Source organism: Dickeya aquatica (assembly GCF_900095885.1).
GTDB lineage: Bacteria > Pseudomonadota > Gammaproteobacteria > Enterobacterales > Enterobacteriaceae > Dickeya > Dickeya aquatica.
The window spans coordinates 4,071,040-4,087,093 of record NZ_LT615367.1; the positions used below are offsets into that span (position 1 = coordinate 4,071,040).

A 16,054-nucleotide genomic window follows, 5' to 3' on the forward strand; every position below is an offset into this window, starting at 1 on the left:
ATAGGTATCAATTTGGCATGAAACCATCAAGCTAACAGCGCACCACGGCACAGACAAGTTTTTCGCCCGGTATCCCTGTGCAGGGGCACCGTTTCATCATGACGAATGGCTCATCACTCACTGTTTATGAACCGGATTTCACACAACAACCTGCCATTTCAGCCTTTGGCAGGAGGCAGTAACCCTCATTTGCAAACGATGCTGCCACGCCTGCTGCGCCGTCGCCCGGCACTCCAGCCGCACTGGCAAACACTCACGCTGCCGGATGGTGACTTTGTAGAGCTGGCCTGGAGCGAAGACCCGGCAGCGGCACGGCACAAGCCGCGCGTGGTGCTGTTCCACGGGCTGGAAGGCAGTTTTCACAGCCCGTATGCCCACGGCATGATGGCCGCCTGCCAGCAACGCGGCTGGCTGGCGGTGGTGATGCATTTTCGCGGCTGTGGCCGCCAGCCCAACCGACTGGCTCGCGGCTACCACGCCGGGGAAACGGATGACGCGAGCTACTTCCTCGGTTGGCTTGCGCGCACCTTCGGCAATGCCCCTACCGCTGCCATCGGCGTCTCGCTTGGCGGCAACATGCTCGCCTGCCTGTTGAGCCAGCACGATAGCGCCAACCTGCCGGACGTCGCGGCCATTATCTCGGCACCGTTGCAGCTAGAGCCGTGCAGCCGTCGGCTGGAGCGCGGATTTTCTCGCGTTTATCAGGGCTATTTGCTTAATTTGTTACGCCGCAATGCGCTGCGCAAGCTTGCTGCCTACCCCAACTGCCTGCCGGTTTCGGCAGAGCGCTTGCGCCAAATCCGCCATCTGAAAGAGTTCGACCAGCTCGTCACCGCCCGGTTACACGGGTTTGCTGATGCGGATGACTACTACCGGCGCAGCAGCGCCCTGCCGCGACTGGCGCAGATTCGCCAGCCGTTGCTGGTGGTACATGCCAAAGATGACCCGTTTATGACAACGGAGGTTATCCCTAAACTGTCGCAATTGCCGGGCAACATCCACTACTGCCTGACGCAGCACGGCGGCCATGTCGGCTTTGTCAGCGGTACCTGGCGTCAACCACAATTATGGCTGGAGCAGTGCGTCCCTGACTGGCTGACTGCGTATCTGGAACCCAAGCGGAGCTGAAACCATGATAATCCCCTGGCAGGAACTGGCGGCACCGACGCTAAAAAACCTGATTGAAGCCTTTGTGCTGCGCGAAGGCACCGATTACGGTGAGCATGAACGCACGCTGGAAGAGAAAGTCGCCGCCGTCGAGCAGCAGTTACGCCAGGGCGAGGTGGTGCTGGTGTGGTCTGAACTGCATGAAACCGTCAATATCATGCCGCGCCGCCAGCTTGGCCGTACAGAGCGCGAACACCCGTGAGTCACGGGGGTGAAACACGCAAATTGGCGTGTCGGCAGGCAACAGATATGCTAACACTTATCGGATATCCCTGACGGTTCGCAAGATATCGCCTTCAATAAGCAAGGCATTCATACTCAGGCTTTTAATAAACATTTCACGACGATGACCCGGTTTACCGGCGGCAATGTCAGCGGAGGTTCGCATGTCTCATCAGCACCCGATTATCGCGGTTACAGGCTCCAGTGGTGCCGGGACGACCACCACCAGCCTGGCATTTCGTAAAATATTCCAGCAACTTAACCTGCGCGCCGCGCTGGTAGACGGTGACAGTTACCACCGCTATACCCGCCCGGAAATGGATATGGCTATCCGTAAAGCGCGCGATGTCGGCCGTCATATCAGCTATTTCGGGCCGGAAGCCAATGATTTTAGCCAGCTGGAACAGGCATTTATCGATTATGGCCGCACCGGCACCGGCCAGACCCGCAAATACCTGCACACCTATGATGAAGCTATTCCCTACAATCAGGTGCCTGGCACCTTTACGCCCTGGGAACCGATACCACAACCGACCGATCTGCTGTTCTACGAAGGGCTGCATGGCGGCGTTGTCAGCGCACAGCATAACGTCGCGCAGCACGTTGACCTGCTGGTGGGGGTGGTGCCTATCGTCAATCTGGAGTGGATTCAAAAGCTGGTGCGTGACATCAACGAGCGCGGCCATTCACGCGAAGCGGTGATGGACTCGGTGGTGCGCTCAATGGAAGATTACATCACCCATATCACGCCGCAATTTTCCCGCACCCATATCAATTTTCAGCGCGTCCCAACGGTCGATACCTCCAACCCGTTTGCCGCCAAAGCCATTCCCTCAATGGATGAGAGCTTTGTGGTTATCCACTTTCAGGGATTAAACAATATGGATTACCCCTATCTGCTGGCGATGTTACAGGGGTCATTTATTTCGCACATCAATACCCTGGTGGTGCCGGGCGGCAAGATGGGGCTGGCAATGGAGCTGATTATGGCACCGCTGGTACAGCGGCTTGTTGAAGGTAACGGGATAGCGTGACGTCTCGCGGCGGTGGTTAAGCCGCCGCGCGTCAATGCCTTAACCCCGCGCAATGACTTCATGGCTGTGAGTCACCGTCACCGTTTTTTCCAGCATCAGTGCCACCGAGCAATATTTTTCTGCCGAGAGCGCAACCGCCCGCTCCACGGCTTTTTCCGATAAGGCTTTGCCGGTCACGATAAAGTGCAAATTAATGGCGGTGAACAGGCGCGGTGCCTCTTCACGGCGCTCGGCGCTCAGACGCACTTCACAGTCGGCCACATCATGGCGACCTTTTTGCAGGATGGACACCACATCAATGGCGCTACAGCCTCCGGCGGCCATCAGTACCATCTCCATCGGGCTGGGCGCTTTGTCGCCTGAGTTGCCATCCATCAGCACCTGATGACCGGATGCGGACTCACCCAAAAACGTCAATCCTTCAACCCATTTCACCCGAGCCTGCATAATTTTGCCCTCAATCAACTATTTTTGAAATTTTGCACCGCTCATGAACAAAAAAGCCTGATAATCAGAGCTTAATCATGCTGAAGCGAGACAACACGAGACACTACACTCAACCTGTGTTACAAACGGAGGACGTAAACCCGTGTGTGTCGGGCCTCTGCCTGACTGCCACCAGTTTACCGGCGTCATTGATAGACCGTCTCCGTATCATCCCTGACGTCATTCCGCCAGGACGGAATTTGAATTATAACTATGTTATCACGCCGTACAGGGAACTCTGAGCCCTGTGATTTGCGCAGTGAATTACAACAGAGGATAACAGCGAATGGTTCTCGGCAAACCGCAAACAGACCCGACTCTCGAATGGTTCCTTTCTCATTGTCACATTCACAAGTACCCATCGAAGAGCACTCTGATCCATCAGGGTGAAAAAGCAGAGACGCTTTACTACATCGTGAAAGGCTCGGTTGCCGTGCTGATTAAGGATGAAGAAGGCAAGGAAATGATTCTGTCTTATCTGAATCAGGGCGATTTTATTGGCGAGCTTGGCTTGTTTGAAGATGGGCAGGAGCGCAGTGCGTGGGTTCGGGCAAAAACTGCCTGCGAAGTCGCTGAAATTTCCTATAAAAAATTCCGTCAGCTTATCCAGGTTAACCCGGATATTCTGATGCGCCTCTCCTCACAGATGGCCCGCCGCCTGCAAGTGACCTCGCAGAAGGTCGGCAATTTGGCATTTTTGGACGTAACAGGGCGTATCGCACAGACCTTGCTGAACCTGGCCAAACAACCGGATGCCATGACCCACCCGGACGGTATGCAAATCAAGATAACCCGTCAGGAGATAGGCCAGATTGTCGGCTGTTCCCGTGAAACTGTCGGCCGTATCCTGAAAATGCTGGAAGACCAGGATCTCATCTCTGCCCACGGTAAAACCATCGTGGTTTACGGTACCCGTTGATACCTTCATCAACGTGTCTCCATCACCAGCAAGGGCGGCCAATGGCCGCCCTGCTTATTTTGCGTTGCGTATCGGTGAGTGTCGCGTGCGACGCGTTACGACCAGTATTTATTGATCTCGGTGCGCAGTGCCTCAGCGGTCGCCTTACCACGCTCAGACGCCAGCGCACGACCGGCGATAAAGGTCTTGGCGCTGATACCTTCAAACAGGTGAATATCCTGCGGCACAATGCCGCCGGTAATCGACAACGCCAGCCCCAGTTCAGAAAGCGCACGCATCCGGCCGAGGTCGTCACTCGTCCAGTTAACTCCGGCAAGCTCCGCATCGCGCGAGCGGTGATAAATCGCCTGGGTAATGCCCATATCAACCCACTGCCGGGCATCATCAAGGCTCCAGTTGCCGTACAGCTCAATCTGGATTTCGCCACCAAACTCATCGGCCACTTTTTTGCAGGCGGCAATAGTGGCAACGTGCGCTGCCGCCGAGACGGTTATCCAGTTCGCCCCGGCAGAGAACGCCATGCGCGCCAGAATGGCTCCGCCGTCAGTGGTTTTCATGTCACACACAATAATGTGTTTAGGGTGGCGCTCGCGCAGGGTGCGCACCGCCGTCATGCCTTCAGCAAAGGCCAGAATGGTACCGACCTCGATAACCTCAACGAACCCGCCAACACGCTCAGCAATCTCAACCGCTGTGGCCAGGTCTGTCGAATCCAGGGCAATTTGCAGCATAGGTTTAGTCATGATGTTATTTCCTTTCCAAAAGTGAAAATACCGGAAACAGCGACGTGCGGGCGAGCGCTGCCCGTGGCGTGATGCCACTATTCATTTCAAGTCGCTATTTCAAACAGTGACGTTATTCAGGCGCGGTGGCTTAACGCTGGCCGTAGTAGGCATTCGCGCCGTGTTTTCTGAAATAGTGTTTATCAGAAAGCGCCTGATCGATATGAATCGCCGGGTTGAGCAGGCGGGTTGACAGCGCCATCGCCGCCACCTCTTCGAGCACCAGCGCATTGTGTACCGCATCCAGCGCGTTTTTCCCCCAGCAGAAGGGCGCATGGCCGGTGATCACCACACCCGGTACGGCCAGCGGATCGAGATCCCGGCGCTGAAACTCCTCCACGATCACCGCACCGGTATTTTTTTCATACTCACGGGCGATTTCCTGCTCGCTCAACGCGCGGGTGCAGGGAATATCGCCGTAGAAATAGTCGGCATGGGTCGTACCGAGCGCGGGAATATCCAGCCCCGCCTGCGCCCAGATAGTGCCGTGGCGTGAATGGGTATGCACAATACCGCCGATACCGCTAAACGCCTGATAGAGCGCCAGATGGGTAGCCGTGTCGCTGGAAGGGTTAAGGTGCCCTTCCACCACACGCCCGTCCATGTCCACTACCACGATATCGTCGAGGGTCATCTGCTCATAGGAAACGCCCGACGGTTTAATGGCAATAACGCCCTGAGCGCGGTCAATTTGGGAGACATTGCCCCAGGTCAACGTCACCAGGCCGTGACGGGGAAGCAACAGGTTGGCTTCCAGTACGATAGCCTTCAATTGCGGGTACATCATCATTCTCTCCTGCGCCCCTGCACGGAGCGCCTTATTGCGGCTCAGGCAGGCTGTGCCAGCGCCTTATCAATCACACTGAATACCTCTTCACGGCTGGTGCACACCCGCAGTTTATCGAGGTTAATTCCGGTATCGCTGTTCTCGTCTTCCAGCACCTGGGTCACTTCCATCAGCCCTTCCATGTGCTCATCCGAGGTGCTGCCCGCCAGCGTCACCAGCACATCCACCGGTTCATCTTCGCCATCAAACTTCACCGGCGTGGTCAGCGTCACCAGCGCAAAGGCGGTGCGGTTCACGCCGTTTTCCGGCCGGGCGTGCGGCATGGCGAATTGCGGCGCAATCACGATATACGGCCCCATTTTCTCGATGCTGCTGATAATCGCTTCGTGATAGCGCGGCTCGACGGCACCGGACGCAATCAGCATGTCCGTACCCAGTTTGATGGCATCACGCCAGTCAGCGGCGGTGGCGTTGAGCAATACGGAGTGATTGTCGATTAACGATTGTTTGAATTTCATGCTCTTCTCCTTAGGCCTTCCTCACCCTGCAAGGAAGGCACGCGTGATTAACCGGCAAAGTTTTTATTGATAAGGCCCAGCAGCTCGTCACCGAAAGAGTTCGGGTTGAGCATGTTTTGCACACCCAACACAAACTTGCCGTCACCGGGGCTCATTTCACCCGCCAGATGTTTCGAGGAAACGATGATGTCGGTGGTCGGGAGTTTGGTCTTGTAATCTGCCACAGCGCAGGAATCCATGATGTGCGGCACTCCCCGTTGTTCAAGGAACTTGCCTATCTTCATTTTCATCATCATCGAAGACCCCTGGCCGTTGCCGCACACCGCCAGAATACGCACCACCCGAGCGTTCGCAGCGCTCACCGGCTGGGCATCGGCATCGCTGCTGCGCACATTGCCCGCGGCCGCCTCACTGACTAGCGGTTGCGCCGAATCTTCCTCTGCACGCAGCGTGCGGGACGCGAAGTACATGTAGACCAGTGCACCGGCCAGCAGTAACACAAAGAACAGCGAAGAGAACGACAGCCCCTGCATGATGGCCGGGAACACCAGCGCCCAGTCCGCCATCCCCATCCAGCCATTAAAACTGGTGCCGTTCTGGGCAAACAGGTGAATCGCCCAGGCGGAACCCAACACTTCAATAATCCCCATCACAAAACAGATTTTCATCACCGCGCGCCAGCCGCCGAAATGGTTGGCGAACACGCCGATGGTAGCGTTAGAGAAGAACATGGGAATAAAGCCGGGGATTATCATGATGGAGGAGTTGCACAGCAGCAGGCCAAGCACGGCGAGGAACTGACCTAAGGTGCCCCAGATAAAACCGAATACCATCGCGTTCGGTGAGTAGGCGTAGATAGCCGCGCAGTCAATCGCCAGCACCGCATTGGGGATAACGCGTTCGGAAATGCCTTTAAAGGCTTCGGAAAGCTCGGCCACAAACATACGCACGCCAGCCACAATCACTTGAATCGCCACCGCAAAGCGCAGGCCGGTTTCCAAAATATAGATAGTCCAGTGCGTCGAACCGGCCATTTTCTGGAGATTCTCCAGGCCGAAAGAGAGCAAGATGATGCCGAAAAACAGCGTCATCACAATGGCGGTAGCCGTAATACTGTCGTGAAAAATGTGCAACCACTTAGGCAGGTTGAGCTTATCCACGCTGTCGTCTTTATCACCCAGCCTGGGAGCCAGTTTGGTCGCAATCCAGGAGGCCACCTGCTGCTGGTGCCCAATCGAGAACCCCGCGCCACCCGTTACTGCTTCCGTCGGCTTAAACATGATGTTGGACGAAATACCCCAGTACAGCGCCATGATGACCGCGGAATAGAGGATGGTTTCCCACATCGATGCCCCCATCACCACATAGAACACCGCCACCAGCCCAACCTGCTGGAACATGATGTGGCCGGTCAACATGATGGTACGAATACCGGTTAAGCGCCGAAACACCACCAACAGGATATTCAGGCCCAGCGCCAGCAACACCGCATACCCCACCCAGGAATAGCGGCTGCCCATGGTTTCCATGGTCGCCATCATGGTGGTGTAAGGGTCGATGACCGAGCCCGTCAGGTGATGATATTCCGAGATTTTATCGATAACGGGTTTAAAACCTGACACCAGCGTGGTTGACCCCACCTGCACCAGCATAAAACCCACAATCGTTTTGACAGTGCCTTTAATGACGGTGGTGCCATCACGCCTGAGCAGCAGATAACCAATACACGTCACCAGCCCGAGTAACAACGGGGCTTTGGTCATCACCTGGCTGTAGAAAATGTAAAAAATGCTGTAGAGGGTTTCCATAACGTTGCTCCGTCCAACACAAGGACAATTACACTGCTATTGGAGTGGTGGAGGACATCACCACCCGTATAGGTATGGGTTTTCTTGCATTCATTCTTGCTTGCATTCATGCGGTTGGCGTTGGACAGCATTGGCCAGCGCCTTAATAAACTCACGGAAGAATCATATTTCATCAAAAAATGATTTTTTGTGATGAATGTCGTGGGGTATAAAATCTCTTAAAAACCCCAAAATGATCGACAATCGTTCTCGATTGAGAATGATTTTCCCTGGCATTTAATGCAAACGATCCAGCCACGAAGACACAAAAAATCATTAAAATTAATAAAAACATAAAGATAAAAAACCACTCCCGGTGAGACAAAAAGCAAATCATCGTCTGAATCACAAAACAATCATTGCAATCATTGATAATCAAAAACGCCACTGATATAGTCACGAAAAATCAAAAGCAATCATAGGCGTGCCGCAATGTGCGCCCTGTCATGTCCGATGATCCGCTGCCGGGTTCCCAGATATGTCTGTCGGGTTTCCCTATCGCAGTGCGCCATCCAAACCAGAAAGGTATGTCCGATGAGCAAGATTGATGAAATCACCCGTGAATCCTGGATCCTGAGCACGTTCCCGGAATGGGGCACCTGGCTAAACGAAGAGATTGAACAAGAAGAGGTCAAGGCCGATACCTTCGCCATGTGGTGGCTGGGCTGTACCGGTATTTGGCTGAAGTCGGCAGGCAATACCAATATCTCTATCGATTTCTGGTGCGGTACGGGCAAAAAAACCCACGCCAACCCGTATATGAATAAACAACACCAGATGATGCGCATGGGTGGGGTGCGCAAACTGCAACCCAACCTGAGAACCTCGCCATTTGTGCTCGACCCGTTTGGTATCAAACAGATAGACGCCGTGCTGGCGACCCACGACCATGCCGATCACATTGATGTGAACGTGGCAGCCGCCGTGCTGAAGAACGGCGGCTCACACGTAAAATTTATCGGCCCGAAAGCCTGTGTCGAGCTCTGGCAACGCTGGGGAGTGCCCGCCGAGCGCTGCATCGTCGCCCGTGTCGGCGATGAGATCCCGGTTGGCGATATCGTCATTCAGGTGCTGGATGCATTCGATCGCACCGCGCTGGTCACGCTGCCTGCGGGCGTGTCATCAAAAGATAAAAGCATTCTGGACAGCATGGATGACCGCGCGGTCAACTATCTGGTGAAAACCTCCGGCGGCAACCTGTATCACTCCGGTGACTCGCACTACTCCAACTACTACGCCAAACACGGCAACGATTACCAGATTGATGTCGCGCTGCTCTCTTATGGTGAGAACCCGCGCGGTGTCACCGACAAAATGACCGCATCTGACATTTTGCGCGCCGGTGAATCCCTCAATACCCAGGTGGTTATCCCGTTCCATCATGATATTTGGGCTAACTTCCAGAGTGACCCGCGTGAAATCGAAGTGCTGTGGAACATGAAAAAGGATCGCCTCGGCTACCAGTTCCGCCCGTTCTTCTGGCAGGTTGGCGGTAAATACACCTTCCCGACCGATAAAAACACATTGCACTACCAGCACCCGCGTGGCTTCGACGATATCTTCATCGATGAGCCAGAACTGCCCTACAAATCGTTCCTGTAAGGCAGATGCCACAAAGCGTCACGGCGGCCCGGCATGGGTCGCCGTGGCCTTTGTCACATACGGCAAGCAACCGGTAACAGAAAGAGGCTCATCATGCGTTATCAGGCACTGGCGCTGGATCTCGATGGCACCACGCTCACCAGCCAGCACACCATTAACCCGGCCATCAAAGCCGCCATTGAGCGCATTAAACAACAGGCCTGCGTGATCCTCGTCACCGGCCGACACCACACCGCCGCCCATCCTTATCACCATGAGCTTGGCCTTAACACCCCCATCATCTGCTGCAACGGCACCTATGTATACGACTACCGCGCGCAACGCATTCTGGCGGAAAACGCCATCCCCCATGATGATGCAAAACGCTTCATGGCGCTGGCGCGTGAGCACCAGCTCAATCTGGTGATGTACCTGACTGACCGGATGGTGTACGCCGCGCACTCGCCAATCCGGTATATGGAAGCACTCTGCCAGTGGGCCAGCCGCTTTCCTGACCCGATTCGCCCGCAAATCATGAAAGTCGGGAGCCTGGATGCGGCGTTGGCCGAAAGCCGCCATGTCTGGAAATTTGTGGTGGAAGGCGAGGTGGCCGAAGTCCGCGCCTTTGCCGAATTGCCGTGGGTGAAGGCGCACTTTAGCGGCGAGCAATCCTGGTCGAACCGCATTGATTTTGCCCGCCACGGCAACAACAAGGGCGCGCGCCTGAACGACTATCTCCAACAGCAGCACATCGACCCGGCACAACTCATCGCCATCGGCGATAACCACAATGACCTGTCGATGCTGCGCCTTGCCGGTCTCGGCGTCGCCATGGCTAACGCTGAAGAGGCCATCCGCTGGCAGGCTGATTGCGTTACCGAACAAAGCAATGATGGGCGCGGCATTCTCGATATTCTGCTGCGCCATTTTCCCGCCTGACTCAGGAGGCACCATGCACAACTTTAACAAACCCTTTCGCCTTGGGCTGTATGAGAAGGCGCTGCCCGCCACGCTGACGTGGGAAGAGAAGATCCTGGCGGCCAAAGAGCTGGGCTTTGATTTTATTGAAATGTCGGTGGACGAATCTGACGACAAATTGCAGCGTCTGGCCTGGAGCGATGCGGAAATCTATCAACTGCGCCATGTGTGCGAACAACACAACTTCCCGTTGCAATCCCTGTGTCTGAGCGCACACCGCCGTTTTCCGTTTGGCTCACACGACCCGGCAATACGCCAGAAAGCCCATGACATCATGGCGCAGGCTATCAATCTGGCTTACAAACTGGGCATCCGCTGCATTCAGTTGGCGGGTTATGATGTCTATTACGAAACCCCGTCTGCCGAAACGCATCAGCACTTTATCGAAGGGATGAAAGCCGCCACCCGCATGGCAGAGCGCGCAGGCATCATGCTGGGCGTCGAAATCATGGATACCCCCTACCTCAACTCACTGAGTAAATTTGAGGTGCTGAAAAAAGCCATTCCCTCGCCTTACTTCATGGCCTACCCGGACGTGGGCAATATCACTGGCTGGAACTACGACACCTGTACCGAGCTAAAACTCAGTTGCGATCACATCGTGCAGATCCACCTCAAAGACACCCATAAAGTCTCGGCCAGCAGTCCGGGGCAATTCCGCGATTTGGTGATTGGTGAAGGCGAGGTTGATTTTAGCGCCATCTTCCAGACGCTGGCCGATATCGGTTACAACGGCCCGCTGGTGCTGGAGATGTGGGCCAATGATGCGCAGTGGGCGCAAAACCTGACGCTGGCCCGCTCGCGCCTGGCCGAGATAGGGCGTCAAACTGGGCTGATACTGGTCTAATCCGGTGTCATCAAAAGAATCTCAGGAACGGCTGTCATTCACGCGCATGCGGGATATAATCTTAAAAAAATCAAATTCAATCATTATCAGGCACGATATGACAGAAGCTCAGCGCCACAGCGCCATCCTGGAATTGCTCAATCAAAAACGCCACCTGTCGGTGACGGGCATCATACAAGCCTTTGATATTTCGCCCGCCACCGCCCGCCGTGATATCAATAAACTGAACGATTCCGGTAAGTTGCGTAAGGTGCGCAATGGCGCAGAAGCACTCGCCCAAACCAAAACTCACTGGTCGCCGCTCAACAGCCATGAGAATTTTAATCACAGTGAGTTTTCTAATCACGGAGAGAAAATGCGCATCGCCCAGGCAGCGGCGGCGCTCATCAAACCCGGTGAGAGTGCGGTTATCAACTGTGGTTCGACCGCGTTTGTACTCGGTCAGGAGATTTGCGGGCAGGATGTACAGGTGATAACCAACTATTTCCCGCTGGCGAACTACCTGATTGAGCATGATCATGACGGCGTGGTGATTATCGGTGGTCAATACAACAAATCACAGTCCATCACGCTGGCACCACAGGATGAAATCTCCTCGCTGTACGCCGGGCACTGGATGTTTACCAGCGGCAAAGGCATTACTGCCGATGGTTTATACAAAATGGACATGCTCACGGCGATGGCCGAGCAAAAAATGCTCAATCATATCGGGCAGTTGGTAGTGCTGGCGGATAGTTCGAAGGTAGGACAACGTGCCGGAATGCTGTTTTGCCCCTCAGACAGGATAGATATTCTCATCACTGGCAACGATGCTGATGCGCAAGTGGTTGCCCGGCTACGTGATAAAGGCGTCCATGTAATATTGGTGTGACTGACGAGTGCCTGACCCGGTGATACCGCGTCAGGCACGAATAACAATAAGGCTTATGCGCCCTGAACCACCTGCGCGACTGCTTTTTCAAACAGCGCCATGCCCTGGTCTATCTCTTGCGGTGTAATCACCAGCGACGGCACAAACCGGATAACATCCGGCCCCGCCACCAGAATCATCAGCCCCAGCTCGGCCGAGGCCGCCAGAAAATCGCGGGCACGACCATGCCAGGCCGGTTTTAACTGCGCGCCGAGCAACAGCCCCATACCGCGCACCTCATCAAAAATCGCGTACTGCGCATTAATGCGCTCCAGCGCACTGACGAAACGTGCATGATTTTCAGCCACGCCCGAGAGCACTTCCGGCGTGTTGATAACATCCAGCGCCGCTTCCGCCACCGCACACGCCAGCGGGTTGCCGCCATAGGTGGTGCCGTGTGTGCCAACCGCCATCACCGACGCAATCTCTTCGGTCGTCAGCATGGCGCTGACAGGGAAACCGCCGCCCAGCGCTTTGGCGGTGGTCAGAATGTCAGGCGTAATGCCGTAATGCATGTACGAGAACAGCTTGCCGCTGCGCCCCATGCCGCACTGCACTTCATCAAACACCAGCAGCGCCTGATGCTGGTCGCACAGTTCACGCACGCCCTTGAGAAACTCAGGGGTCGCTGGCGTTACGCCACCTTCGCCCTGAATCGGCTCCAGCACCACCGCACAGGTGTGGTCATCCATTACCGCTTTCACGGCATCCAGATCGTTAAACGGCACATGCACGATATCCGCCGGTTTCGGGCCAAAGCCGTCGGCGTATTTCGGCTGCCCGCCGACCGATACGGTAAACAGCGTACGACCGTGGAACGACTGATAAAACGAAATGATTTTGGTTTTGTACGGGCTGTGGCGGGTTATCGCATAATGGCGCGCCAGCTTGAACGCCGCTTCATTGGCTTCTGCGCCGGAGTTGGCAAAAAACACACGGTCGGCAAAGGTGGCGGCAATCAGCTTGCTGGCCAGGCGCAGCGCCGGTTCATTGGTGAACACATTACTGGTGTGCCAGAGCATTTCACCCTGCTCTTTCAACGCCGCCACCAGCGCCGGATGGCAATGGCCCAGCGCCGTCACCGCGATACCGCCGGAAAAGTCGATGTACTCTTTGCCTTGTTGATCCCACACCCGGCTTCCCTTGCCTTTTACCGGCACAAACTGCGCAGGTGCATAAACCGGAAGAATAACCTTGTCGAATGTATCCCGTGTTACTGCTGTTTTTTCTGTCGCCATCTGCGGCCCCGTCGTGTTATTCCGTGACTACCAGTGAAAATATAGTCAATAAATATGCATAAAAAATCAAAAATAGGCAATCCCTAATCTGCCTGTGTGCGCGTGGTGCGGGTTATCCGGCTATAAATCAAGGAAATTTCTCAATAGCTGGTGCCCTTGCTGGCTGAGAATACTTTCCGGGTGAAACTGCACCCCTTCAAGCGGCAAGGTGCGATGACGCACCCCCATGATCTCATCCATCGCGCCATCGCGCGCCGTCCAGGCGGTCACCTCAAAGCAATCGGGCAACGAGGCGTGTTCCAGAATCAGCGAGTGATAGCGCGTCACCGTCAGCGGATTCGCCAGCCCGCGAAACACCCCCTGCGCGGTATGACGCACCGGTGAGGTTTTGCCATGCATCACCTCGCGCGCCCGCACCACGCGTGCGCCAAAAACCTGACCCAGCGCCTGATGACCCAGGCACACGCCAAGAATCGGTAATTTACCGGCAAAGTGGTGGATGGCGGCCAGCGAGATACCGGCGTCGTCCGGCGTGCAGGGGCCAGGAGAAATCACCAGTTGCTGTGGGGCTAACTGTTCGATATCGGCCAGCGTCAGCGTGTCGTTACGCCTGACCTGCACCTGAGCGCCCAGCTCACAAAAATACTGATAGAGGTTGTAGGTAAAGGAGTCGTAGTTATCGATAAGCAGCAGCATGTTTTATTTAACTTACTGATATATAATAAGTAAAATACGGATAGCACTCTGCGATACCCACAAAAATACCCGCAATTTTTCTTATTTGGCGAAAAATCTGCATCTGCAATAGCAGGATAGCGTCTGGCACCGTATAAAAATAACAGGCCGGAACAGGCAGCACAGCAGCCAGTCGGCTATCCGACGTGTGAATGCCGCGCTAATCCTAACCCAGTGACAGCTTAAGCTGCATCCCGCAGGCCGCGGCATATCGTTGTAAGGTTGAGATACTGGCACTGGAAACATTTCTCTCAAGGCGGCTTACCGCAGGTTGGCTTACCCCCATACGAGCGGCGATCTCTGTACTTGTCAGACCTGACCTGGACTTCATTTCGATCAGAACAGCGCGAAGCGCTTCTTCTTGAGTTTCGTCCTCATACGCTTTTTTAACTTCAGGATGAGAAAGCGCTTTCGCTTTAACATCAGAAAATCGGATACCTTTAACTGCCATCTTGCAATTCCTCCCATCTTGACGTTGCCAGCGCTATTTCAGCTTTCGGGGTCTTAGGGGTTTTCTTGATGAATGTCCTTAAAATATAGATCTTACGTCCTTTGGCGTAAGCAAAAAACGTTCTGCTGATGTCTTTTCTACCAACCCGTAGCTCAAACAATCCATCTTCAATGATGTCCGTGTCGGGATATCTTAGCCCGGGCCCTCTAGCTTCAAGCTTTTCCAGCCCTTTAAGCGCCTTTGCCTGCATAACAGGTTCGAGGTCATAAATTTCGCTTGCAGCTTCGGGGTGAAAAATCAATTCATACATGTCAGTCCCCTTATCTGTGGGGGATTATAAGTTATAAGTTATAAGTTATAATAACTCAAAAGTTATATTTTGAATGCAGGAAAGATCACAGCATGCTCTGCCGGAGTAAGCCATGAGTAAACACCCCCACGTTCCGCGTTTTGATAATGGCACGATGTTTTCACCATACAGCGCGATCCGGTCATCCCTGACGAGTTTATCCAGCCAGCGGGTAAACTTTTTGGAGACATCAAACCCCATCGCCTGCATATCGTCGCGCACCAGTGCGCGGGTGCAGCCGTCGCCACTGGCCGTGTACGAGCGGACGCTTCCCGCGAGTGGCGAAGGAAAGACCGCAGAAATATGGAAAAGCGTATAAAAAACGCCAGTCAGTGGCTTAACTGACTGGCATTACTGTCATCAACAGCGGTGTTGCGTGGATAAAATTATGACGGAATTTTGCAGACTTCAGGTAGTTTGAATATTCATCAAAAGGGAGTAATCTAGCACCAAGTGCTATAGTTAAGGGATGGAATGCTGGCCTGATGCGTGTATTCAAAACCAAATGGTTTACTAAGGCGGCTAAATCCCACGCTATCAAGGATAGTGAGTTATGTCAGGCCATTGAGGCGGTGACTCAGGGGAAAAAGGCGGATGATCTCGGCGGCGGCGTTTACAAGAAACGCCTTAACCAAAACCGCGATCGCGCCATCATACTGGCGAAAGGCGGGGAACATTGGTTTTACACGTTCCTGTATGCCAAGCAGGATATGGCGAACATTGATGATCGTGAACTGGCCGGGTTCCGCGAACTGGCGAAGCACTATGCCAACCTTGCCGATGAAAAGATTACGGCACTGATTAAGCGTAAAGAACTGGTGGAGATTTGCCATGACTGCAAAAAGTAAATTCAAAAGCCCGGCATTTGAGGCCATTCACAGCGCCGCGTCTGGCTTATTCAGCGTTGATGCCATCCCACAGGAAACCATGCGCAATTTTGACAAAGCGTGCCTTAACAGTGTCGAGTTTCTTCAGCCACTGGAAATTAAAGCGCTGCGTGAGAAGTTAAACGTCAGCCAGCCAGTTTTCGCCCGCTACCTGAACACCAGTGTTTCAACAGTGCAGAAATGGGAAAGCGGCGCAAAACGCCCTAGCGGGTTGTCGCTGAAACTGCTTACCGTGGTGCAAAAGCATGGGTTGAAGGTGTTGGTTTGAGTTATCGGCTGGTTATTTGGGGAGATAGATTGACAGCGGACATTACTA

At 54.3% G+C, this 16,054-nt stretch carries 20 protein-coding genes and 1 pseudogene; 10 read left to right on the forward strand and 11 right to left on the reverse strand.

Annotation, left to right across the window (positions count from 1 at the left end; genetic code table 11):
- Nucleotides 1-198: 198 nt before the first annotated feature.
- Both DAQ1742_RS18495 and DAQ1742_RS18500 read left to right on the forward strand, forming a co-directional pair.
- Nucleotides 199-1,128 carry a hydrolase gene (locus tag DAQ1742_RS18495; RefSeq protein WP_371327849.1) on the forward strand — a complete coding sequence of 310 codons (930 nt, stop codon included), beginning with the start codon at nucleotides 199-201 and terminating at the stop codon, nucleotides 1,126-1,128.
- A gap of 4 nt (nucleotides 1,129-1,132) precedes the next feature.
- Complete coding sequence (locus DAQ1742_RS18500) at nucleotides 1,133-1,369, forward strand: YheU family protein (protein WP_035344586.1); 237 nt, start codon at nucleotides 1,133-1,135, stop codon at nucleotides 1,367-1,369.
- 57 nt (nucleotides 1,370-1,426) lie between these two features.
- Here the strand turns inward: DAQ1742_RS18500 and DAQ1742_RS20760 are convergent, their stop codons facing one another.
- Nucleotides 1,427-1,555 carry a hypothetical protein gene (locus DAQ1742_RS20760; protein ID WP_255342499.1) on the reverse strand — a complete coding sequence of 43 codons (129 nt, stop codon included), beginning with the start codon at nucleotides 1,553-1,555 and terminating at the stop codon, nucleotides 1,427-1,429.
- On the opposite strand from DAQ1742_RS20760, the gene DAQ1742_RS18505 reads away from it, so the two are divergent.
- On the forward strand, nucleotides 1,554-2,423 hold the full coding sequence (locus DAQ1742_RS18505) for a phosphoribulokinase (protein WP_035344588.1): 870 nt from the start codon (nucleotides 1,554-1,556) through the stop codon (nucleotides 2,421-2,423). The two genes, DAQ1742_RS20760 and DAQ1742_RS18505, sit on opposite strands and share 2 nt — an antisense overlap.
- A gap of 39 nt (nucleotides 2,424-2,462) precedes the next feature.
- Here the strand turns inward: DAQ1742_RS18505 and DAQ1742_RS18510 are convergent, their stop codons facing one another.
- Nucleotides 2,463-2,870, reverse strand: coding sequence for an OsmC family protein (locus DAQ1742_RS18510; RefSeq protein ID WP_035344590.1), 408 nt, complete (start codon nucleotides 2,868-2,870; stop codon nucleotides 2,463-2,465).
- Between the two features lie 325 nt (nucleotides 2,871-3,195).
- Between DAQ1742_RS18510 and crp the strand changes: the two genes are divergently transcribed.
- Complete coding sequence (crp, locus tag DAQ1742_RS18515; protein ID WP_035344592.1) at nucleotides 3,196-3,828, forward strand: cAMP-activated global transcriptional regulator CRP; 633 nt, start codon at nucleotides 3,196-3,198, stop codon at nucleotides 3,826-3,828.
- A 95-nt stretch (nucleotides 3,829-3,923) separates the two neighbouring features.
- On the opposite strand, the gene DAQ1742_RS18520 is transcribed toward crp, so the two are convergent.
- From DAQ1742_RS18520 to DAQ1742_RS18535, 4 genes are all read right to left on the reverse strand, one after another.
- Complete coding sequence (locus DAQ1742_RS18520; RefSeq protein ID WP_035344594.1) at nucleotides 3,924-4,571, reverse strand: 3-keto-L-gulonate-6-phosphate decarboxylase UlaD; 648 nt, start codon at nucleotides 4,569-4,571, stop codon at nucleotides 3,924-3,926.
- 130 nt (nucleotides 4,572-4,701) lie between these two features.
- On the reverse strand, nucleotides 4,702-5,394 hold the full coding sequence (locus DAQ1742_RS18525; protein WP_035346362.1) for an L-ribulose-5-phosphate 4-epimerase: 693 nt from the start codon (nucleotides 5,392-5,394) through the stop codon (nucleotides 4,702-4,704).
- Nucleotides 5,395-5,438: 44 nt separating this feature from the next.
- A complete protein-coding gene (locus tag DAQ1742_RS18530) occupies nucleotides 5,439-5,915 on the reverse strand; it encodes a PTS sugar transporter subunit IIA (protein WP_035344596.1) in 477 nt (158 codons plus the stop codon).
- A 47-nt stretch (nucleotides 5,916-5,962) separates the two neighbouring features.
- Nucleotides 5,963-7,723, reverse strand: coding sequence for a PTS ascorbate-specific subunit IIBC (locus DAQ1742_RS18535; RefSeq protein ID WP_035344598.1), 1,761 nt, complete (start codon nucleotides 7,721-7,723; stop codon nucleotides 5,963-5,965).
- A gap of 573 nt (nucleotides 7,724-8,296) precedes the next feature.
- On the opposite strand from DAQ1742_RS18535, the gene ulaG reads away from it, so the two are divergent.
- The 4 genes from ulaG (at nucleotide 8,297) to ulaR (ending at nucleotide 12,039) form a co-directional block, all read left to right on the forward strand.
- Nucleotides 8,297-9,364 (forward strand): L-ascorbate 6-phosphate lactonase, encoded by a 1,068-nt coding sequence (gene ulaG / locus DAQ1742_RS18540; RefSeq protein ID WP_035344600.1) that lies wholly within the window; start codon nucleotides 8,297-8,299, stop codon nucleotides 9,362-9,364.
- A gap of 93 nt (nucleotides 9,365-9,457) precedes the next feature.
- Entirely contained in the window at nucleotides 9,458-10,282 is an 825-nt protein-coding gene (locus DAQ1742_RS18545; RefSeq protein WP_067487338.1) for a Cof-type HAD-IIB family hydrolase, read from the forward strand.
- A 13-nt stretch (nucleotides 10,283-10,295) separates the two neighbouring features.
- On the forward strand, nucleotides 10,296-11,168 hold the full coding sequence (locus tag DAQ1742_RS18550) for an L-ribulose-5-phosphate 3-epimerase (protein ID WP_035344605.1): 873 nt from the start codon (nucleotides 10,296-10,298) through the stop codon (nucleotides 11,166-11,168).
- A 97-nt stretch (nucleotides 11,169-11,265) separates the two neighbouring features.
- Nucleotides 11,266-12,039: an HTH-type transcriptional regulator UlaR gene (gene ulaR / locus DAQ1742_RS18555; protein ID WP_035346365.1), complete on the forward strand. Its 774-nt coding sequence runs from the start codon at nucleotides 11,266-11,268 to the stop codon at nucleotides 12,037-12,039.
- A 53-nt stretch (nucleotides 12,040-12,092) separates the two neighbouring features.
- Here ulaR and argD read toward each other — a convergent pair whose 3' ends face one another.
- The 5 genes and pseudogenes from argD to DAQ1742_RS20820 form a co-directional block, all read right to left on the reverse strand.
- Nucleotides 12,093-13,316 (reverse strand): bifunctional acetylornithine/succinyldiaminopimelate transaminase, encoded by a 1,224-nt coding sequence (argD, locus tag DAQ1742_RS18560; protein ID WP_035344607.1) that lies wholly within the window; start codon nucleotides 13,314-13,316, stop codon nucleotides 12,093-12,095.
- A 120-nt stretch (nucleotides 13,317-13,436) separates the two neighbouring features.
- The gene (locus DAQ1742_RS18565; RefSeq protein ID WP_035344609.1) at nucleotides 13,437-14,012 is read right to left on the reverse strand and encodes an aminodeoxychorismate synthase component II; all 576 of its coding nucleotides are present in this window, start codon (nucleotides 14,010-14,012) and stop codon (nucleotides 13,437-13,439) included.
- Nucleotides 14,013-14,217: 205 nt separating this feature from the next.
- The gene (locus DAQ1742_RS18570; RefSeq protein WP_033568481.1) at nucleotides 14,218-14,502 is read right to left on the reverse strand and encodes a helix-turn-helix domain-containing protein; all 285 of its coding nucleotides are present in this window, start codon (nucleotides 14,500-14,502) and stop codon (nucleotides 14,218-14,220) included.
- On the reverse strand, nucleotides 14,492-14,812 hold the full coding sequence (locus DAQ1742_RS18575) for a type II toxin-antitoxin system RelE/ParE family toxin (protein ID WP_035344614.1): 321 nt from the start codon (nucleotides 14,810-14,812) through the stop codon (nucleotides 14,492-14,494). The genes DAQ1742_RS18570 and DAQ1742_RS18575 overlap by 11 nt, the downstream gene beginning before the upstream one ends.
- 129 nt (nucleotides 14,813-14,941) lie before the next feature.
- Nucleotides 14,942-15,121 (reverse strand): annotated as a pseudogene (locus tag DAQ1742_RS20820) (helicase RepA family protein); the annotation flags it as partial.
- A gap of 215 nt (nucleotides 15,122-15,336) precedes the next feature.
- Between DAQ1742_RS20820 and DAQ1742_RS18585 the strand changes: the two are divergent.
- Both DAQ1742_RS18585 and DAQ1742_RS18590 read left to right on the forward strand, forming a co-directional pair.
- Nucleotides 15,337-15,699, forward strand: a complete 363-nt coding sequence (locus DAQ1742_RS18585) for a type II toxin-antitoxin system RelE/ParE family toxin (protein WP_180706190.1) — start codon at nucleotides 15,337-15,339, stop codon at nucleotides 15,697-15,699.
- On the forward strand, nucleotides 15,683-16,006 hold the full coding sequence (locus tag DAQ1742_RS18590) for a helix-turn-helix domain-containing protein (protein ID WP_035344618.1): 324 nt from the start codon (nucleotides 15,683-15,685) through the stop codon (nucleotides 16,004-16,006). The genes DAQ1742_RS18585 and DAQ1742_RS18590 overlap by 17 nt, the downstream gene beginning before the upstream one ends.
- Nucleotides 16,007-16,054 lie beyond the last annotated feature (48 nt).

Bases quoted from the DNA above. Each gene is read 5' to 3' on its own strand.
- DAQ1742_RS18495 (WP_371327849.1), top strand. From the start codon at position 199: ATGCTGCCACGCCTGCTGCGCCGTCGCCCGGCACTCCAGCCGCACTGG.
- DAQ1742_RS18500 (WP_035344586.1), top strand. From the start codon at position 1,133: ATGATAATCCCCTGGCAGGAACTGGCGGCACCGACGCTAAAAAACCTG.
- DAQ1742_RS18505 (WP_035344588.1), top strand. From the start codon at position 1,554: ATGTCTCATCAGCACCCGATTATCGCGGTTACAGGCTCCAGTGGTGCC.
- DAQ1742_RS20760 (WP_255342499.1), bottom strand. From the start codon at position 1,555: ATGCGAACCTCCGCTGACATTGCCGCCGGTAAACCGGGTCATCGTCGT.
- DAQ1742_RS18510 (WP_035344590.1), bottom strand. From the start codon at position 2,870: ATGCAGGCTCGGGTGAAATGGGTTGAAGGATTGACGTTTTTGGGTGAG.
- crp (WP_035344592.1), top strand. From the start codon at position 3,196: ATGGTTCTCGGCAAACCGCAAACAGACCCGACTCTCGAATGGTTCCTT.
- DAQ1742_RS18520 (WP_035344594.1), bottom strand. From the start codon at position 4,571: ATGACTAAACCTATGCTGCAAATTGCCCTGGATTCGACAGACCTGGCC.
- DAQ1742_RS18525 (WP_035346362.1), bottom strand. From the start codon at position 5,394: ATGTACCCGCAATTGAAGGCTATCGTACTGGAAGCCAACCTGTTGCTT.
- DAQ1742_RS18530 (WP_035344596.1), bottom strand. From the start codon at position 5,915: ATGAAATTCAAACAATCGTTAATCGACAATCACTCCGTATTGCTCAAC.
- DAQ1742_RS18535 (WP_035344598.1), bottom strand. From the start codon at position 7,723: ATGGAAACCCTCTACAGCATTTTTTACATTTTCTACAGCCAGGTGATG.
- ulaG (WP_035344600.1), top strand. From the start codon at position 8,297: ATGAGCAAGATTGATGAAATCACCCGTGAATCCTGGATCCTGAGCACG.
- DAQ1742_RS18545 (WP_067487338.1), top strand. From the start codon at position 9,458: ATGCGTTATCAGGCACTGGCGCTGGATCTCGATGGCACCACGCTCACC.
- DAQ1742_RS18550 (WP_035344605.1), top strand. From the start codon at position 10,296: ATGCACAACTTTAACAAACCCTTTCGCCTTGGGCTGTATGAGAAGGCG.
- ulaR (WP_035346365.1), top strand. From the start codon at position 11,266: ATGACAGAAGCTCAGCGCCACAGCGCCATCCTGGAATTGCTCAATCAA.
- argD (WP_035344607.1), bottom strand. From the start codon at position 13,316: ATGGCGACAGAAAAAACAGCAGTAACACGGGATACATTCGACAAGGTT.
- DAQ1742_RS18565 (WP_035344609.1), bottom strand. From the start codon at position 14,012: ATGCTGCTGCTTATCGATAACTACGACTCCTTTACCTACAACCTCTAT.
- DAQ1742_RS18570 (WP_033568481.1), bottom strand. From the start codon at position 14,502: ATGGCAGTTAAAGGTATCCGATTTTCTGATGTTAAAGCGAAAGCGCTT.
- DAQ1742_RS18575 (WP_035344614.1), bottom strand. From the start codon at position 14,812: ATGTATGAATTGATTTTTCACCCCGAAGCTGCAAGCGAAATTTATGAC.
- DAQ1742_RS18585 (WP_180706190.1), top strand. From the start codon at position 15,337: ATGCGTGTATTCAAAACCAAATGGTTTACTAAGGCGGCTAAATCCCAC.
- DAQ1742_RS18590 (WP_035344618.1), top strand. From the start codon at position 15,683: ATGACTGCAAAAAGTAAATTCAAAAGCCCGGCATTTGAGGCCATTCAC.